We start from the raw sequence: 4,442 nt of genomic DNA on the forward strand, positions 1-4,442 counted from the left end.
GTTACGAAGCCGCCCGGAAGCGCAAGGCTGAATTTCTTGCGCTGGTGTCGCGGACCCGCGACGAGTTGGCGCAAGTCTATTCCAACTCCGGCACCTCGGAGCAAAAACTGGCCGCGAAGACGGCCGCGATTGAACGGCTGCGGATGCGCTACCGACACATGCGCGACAGGCGCTGGGGCCGATACCGGGGATACGACGCCTGGTTCGCTTCCCCGATCAACAACGCAAAGCTCGCCGCGACGTCCGTTTATAGCGATCGGGTGACCGCGTTTCTGCGCCTGTTCGACTTGTGTTCGGGCGACTATGTCAGGTTCTATGCGTCAGTCCGACGGATTGGCGCACTGGACCAAGCTCACCGTGCCGAAGCCCTTGCGGCGGCAGATCGCTGTTATTGAGCCGGTCAAAAGGGATGGCCCGAAGCGTCGGGGAACTTGCGTCCGAAACCAACCAAATCGCGCGATTGAAATCGCCCGCGCGGTTCTACTGGTCCGAGAACTTCACGCTCACGCCACGCTGCCTAAAATAAGCCTGCATCAACTTGCGGCCCGAGCGGTTGTTCTGCGCCAGCTTGGCCGGATCGAACACCGCCTGTTTCATCCCCTCTCGCGTCAGCGCCGCCTTAAGCGCCGCGATATGTGTGTCGATGTCGGCATTGTCCGCCCGGAGCGAGGCATAGATGCTCTCGGTCGCCTCGGCCACGGTCAGTTCGCTCATTGGTGTCGTCCTTTGGTTGGTTGGGCGGCGCTTAGCACAGATTCGCGGTCCGCCGATACCGAGACCGTCAGTACACAGCGCCCGTCGCGAAAGCGAACCGTTCCTTATGGGGCTTCGTAGAGTTCCAGCGGCAATCCATCCGGGTCCCTGAAAAAGGTAAACCGCTGGTCCGTATATGGGTCGATCCGGATAGGCTCGACGGCAACGCCTGCGGCTTCCAGGCGGATAATTACGGGCTCAAGATTAGCCACAGCGAATGCCAGATGTCTCAGGCCTGTAGCCTCTGGGTGGGACGGCCGCATCGCCGGTGCAGGGAAGGAGAACAATTCCAGTTGGGCCGACCCGATCCGCAGATCCGCCTTCCATGATTGCCGCTCCTCCCGATAAACCTCCCGGATCAGATCGAGGCCGAGGAGTTCGACGTAGAACCGTCGCGACCGGTCGTAGTCGGTGCAGATGAGCGCGACGTGGTGAATAGCGTTCAGCATGCTGCTAACCCGGGTCAAGCTGGGATATGAGGCCAAGGTGCTTCAAGGCCTGGATCGTCGCGCGCCACGGCTCTGATTTGCCCTGTCCTTCCACCTCACCCATAACACCCGCGTTCCACCGCCAACCGCCGCACCAGCGCCAGCACGGCATCGATGGTCGGGGTCGGCTTGTCCGTGAGCCGGCCAAGTTCCTGCACCGCGCTCACCAGCGCGTCGATCTCCATCGGCCGGCCGCGCTCCAGGTCCTGCAGCATCGAGGTCTTGTGTTCGCCGACATCGCCGGCGCCCTTGATGCGCCGGTCGACCGCTATGGGAAAACGCACGCCGAGGCTTTCGCCGATCGCCTGCGCCTCCAGCATCATGGTGCGGGCGAGCGCGCGGGTGCCATCGTCGGCGACGATCGCGGCCAGCGTGCTGCCGGTCAGCGCCGAGATCGGGTTGAAGGAGAGATTGCCCCACAGTTTTACCCAGATTTCGCTACGGATATCCTCGCGCACCGGCGCTTGCAAGCCGGCCTTGACCATTTCCTCGGCCAGAAGCGTGACCCGTTCGCTGCGCTCGCCGGAGGGTTCGCCGAGCGAGAAACGTTTGCCCTCGACATGGCGGATGAGGCCCGGCGCATCGACCTCGATGGCGGGATAGACGACCGAGCCGATGACGCGGTCCGGTCCGATCCGCTGCCAGATCGCGCCGCCGGGGTCGACCGCGTTCAGCCTGGTGCCTTCCAGCGGCCCGCCGGCGCCGTGGAAATACCACCAGGGCACGCCGTTCTGCATGGTGACGACTGATGTGTGGTCCCCAAGCAGCGGTGCGATCTGGTCGAGGGCTGGGGAGAGGGAATGGGCCTTCAGCGCCAGCACGACGTAATCCTGCACGCCAAGCTCGTCGGCTTTGGCGGCGGCCCGGACGGGAACCGAAATTTCCTGGCCATCCTCGATCAGGCGCAGGCCATCTGCCTTGATCGCGTCCAGGTGGGCGCCGCGCGCGACGATCGAAAGATCGGTCCGCCCAGTGATGGCGAGCTTGGCCGCGAGATAGCCGCCGATCGCACCGGCGCCGAAGATGGTGATCTTCATCGTCAAAGCCCGAGTTTGGCGGCAAGGCCGATGCGCTGCAATTTGCCGGTCGCGCCCTTGGGGATTTCGTCCAGGATCAGGATCTTGCGCGGCACCTTGAAATCGGCAAGCCGCGTCGCCGCATAGGTGCGGATGTCGCCCTCGGTGGCGCTGATGCCTTCGCGCAGCACAACCGCCGCGGCCACCTCCTCGCCAAGCTTGTCATGCGGCATGGCGAAGGTGACGACCTGCGCCACCGCCGGATGATCCATCAGCACGTCGTCGACCTCGAGCGGCGAGATCTTTTCGCCACCGCGGTTGATGATCTCCTTGAGCCGACCGGTGACGCGCAAATAGCCGTCCTCGTCGAGCACGCCCTGGTCGCCAGTGTGGAACCAGCCATGCGCGAAAGCCGTGGCATTGGCATCCGGGTTCTTCTCGTAACCCGTCGTGACATTGGGTCCGCGAATGACGATCTCGCCGGTCTCGCCGGCTGCGAGCAGCCGCCCGTCGGGCGCCATGACACCCACGTCCGGACCGGCGGAGGCACCGACGCTGCCGGGCTTGCGCTGGCCCGGCGGCAGCCGGTTCGATGCCATCTGGTGGGCGGCCTCGGTCATCCCGTAGGATTCGATCACCGGGCAGCCGAAGGTCGCCTCCAGCTCAGTCATCACCTGTGCCGGCAGCGACGCCGAGGACGAGCGGATGAAGCGAAGACGCGCCGCCGCCAGCGCCTCGGTGTTGCGCGCCGCCCGGGGCAGGATCGCCTGATGCATGGTCGGCACCGCCGTGTACCAACTGGGCTGCGCCTCGCTCAGCCACTGGAAGAAGCGCAGCGCGTTGAAGCCGGGCGTGCAATAGATGCTGCCACCGGCAGCCAGCGACGACAGCACGGCCGCGATCAGGCCGTGGATGTGGAACAGCGGCATGATGTTGAGGCAACGGTCATCTGGCGTCAGGCCAAGCGTGCCGCCGATATGGGCAGCCGAGGCCGCGATGTTGGCATGGCTGAGCGGCACCAGTTTTGGACGCGATGTCGTTCCGGAGGTATGCAGCAGCAGCGCAATGTCGCTGTCTTGCGCCATGTCGGGCGCGGCCTGCGGTCCGATCGCTGCGCCCTTGATCGTGAAGCTGCCGGCGGGTGTGCCGGGCTGCACGACAAGCCGCAGCACGCCGATGCCGAGGCGTTCGGCCCCCGTCACCGCCGGTCCGGTCTCGCCCTCCGCGACAAGGATCGCCTTGGCGCCGATGTCGGTCAGGTAGAAATCGAGCTCGTCGGCCCGGTAGGCGGGGTTGAGCGGAGCCGTCGAGGCGACGGCCGCCACGGCGACGAAGGCGGTGGCCATCTCGGGCCCGTTCGGCAGCACGATCGCCACCCTGTCGCCGCGGCCGATGCCGCGCGCATGCAGCTGTTTTGCCGTATCGGCGATCAGGCTGCGCAATTCGCCATGGCTAAGCGTCGCCCTGTCGGGTGCCAGGATGGCGGGCGCATCGTCGGCGCCGGCGGCGAGACGGCGGGAGAGATCTGCGTGGGTTTCGGTTTGGGTCATGATCACCGGCTGGATTTCGAACGACTATTGGCGGGAGCCCTTCTGACGGGCTTGCCTCGATACGGATACGCCATTGGACAACGGATCGCCTCAGTAGCCAAGCGCCAAACCATCCTTGCGCGGATCGGAAGCGCCGGTCAGCGTCCCCTTCTCCCAGTCGATCAGCACCACCTGCCCGCCGCCCAGCGGGTGATGCGGTTCGGCGATGCGGTGGCCGCGCCGGCGCAGGCCCTCGATTGCATCAGTGGGAACGCCACGCTCGGCCTCCACGGTGTCATCATTGTAAAACACCCTCGGCGCATCCAGCGCCTGCTGCGGGTCCATGCCGAAGTCGATCATGTTGGTCAGCAGATGGACATGGCCGAACGGCTGATAGCCGCCGCCCATGACCCCGAACGGCATCACCACGCGGCCGTTCTTCGTCGCCATGCCCGGCATGATCGTGTGCATCGGCCGCTTGCCCGGTGCGATCGCGTTCGGATGCGCCGGGTCGAGGCGGAAGCTGGAACCACGGTTCTGCAACACGACACCGGTCTTCGGGCCGACGACGCCGCTGCCGAACGAATAATAGGTCGAGTTGATGAAGGAGACCGCGTTGCGGTCGCGGTCGACGATGGAGATGTAGACCGTATCGC

Annotated in this window: 6 protein-coding genes; 1 reads left to right on the forward strand and 5 read right to left on the reverse strand. The window is 65.3% G+C overall.

Annotation, left to right across the window (positions count from 1 at the left end):
* Positions 1 to 395, forward strand: a 395-nt coding sequence (locus EOD15_RS29305) for an aminopeptidase (RefSeq protein WP_185929108.1), incomplete at its 5' end; no start/stop codon positions are given.
* Positions 396 to 480: 85 nt separating this feature from the next.
* Here the strand turns inward: EOD15_RS29305 and EOD15_RS29310 are convergent.
* The 5 genes from EOD15_RS29310 to EOD15_RS29330 all read right to left on the reverse strand — a co-directional run.
* Positions 481 to 714: a hypothetical protein gene (locus EOD15_RS29310; RefSeq protein WP_127322565.1), complete on the reverse strand. Its 234-nt coding sequence runs from the start codon at positions 712 to 714 to the stop codon at positions 481 to 483.
* Positions 715 to 818: 104 nt separating this feature from the next.
* A complete protein-coding gene (locus EOD15_RS29315) occupies positions 819 to 1,202 on the reverse strand; it encodes a VOC family protein (protein WP_127322566.1) in 384 nt (127 codons plus the stop codon).
* 95 nt (positions 1,203 to 1,297) lie between these two features.
* Entirely contained in the window at positions 1,298 to 2,278 is a 981-nt protein-coding gene (locus EOD15_RS29320) for a 2-dehydropantoate 2-reductase (protein ID WP_127322567.1), read from the reverse strand.
* A gap of 2 nt (positions 2,279 to 2,280) precedes the next feature.
* Positions 2,281 to 3,807 carry an acyl--CoA ligase gene (locus tag EOD15_RS29325; protein ID WP_127409079.1) on the reverse strand — a complete coding sequence of 509 codons (1,527 nt, stop codon included), beginning with the start codon at positions 3,805 to 3,807 and terminating at the stop codon, positions 2,281 to 2,283.
* Between the two features lie 90 nt (positions 3,808 to 3,897).
* Positions 3,898 to 4,442: gamma-glutamyltransferase (locus EOD15_RS29330; RefSeq protein ID WP_185929109.1), on the reverse strand; the 545-nt coding region annotated here is incomplete at its 5' end.

The sequence above is a fragment of the Mesorhizobium sp. M7A.T.Ca.US.000.02.2.1 genome, from assembly GCF_003996995.1.
GTDB lineage: Bacteria > Pseudomonadota > Alphaproteobacteria > Rhizobiales > Rhizobiaceae > Mesorhizobium.

What these genes read in the sequence shown, in the direction of transcription:
- EOD15_RS29320 (WP_127322567.1), bottom strand. Translation starts at nt 2,278, where the DNA reads ATGAAGATCACCATCTTCGGCGCCGGTGCGATCGGCGGCTATCTCGCG.
- EOD15_RS29315 (WP_127322566.1), bottom strand. Translation starts at nt 1,202, where the DNA reads ATGCTGAACGCTATTCACCACGTCGCGCTCATCTGCACCGACTACGAC.
- EOD15_RS29310 (WP_127322565.1), bottom strand. Translation starts at nt 714, where the DNA reads ATGAGCGAACTGACCGTGGCCGAGGCGACCGAGAGCATCTATGCCTCG.
- EOD15_RS29325 (WP_127409079.1), bottom strand. Translation starts at nt 3,807, where the DNA reads ATGACCCAAACCGAAACCCACGCAGATCTCTCCCGCCGTCTCGCCGCC.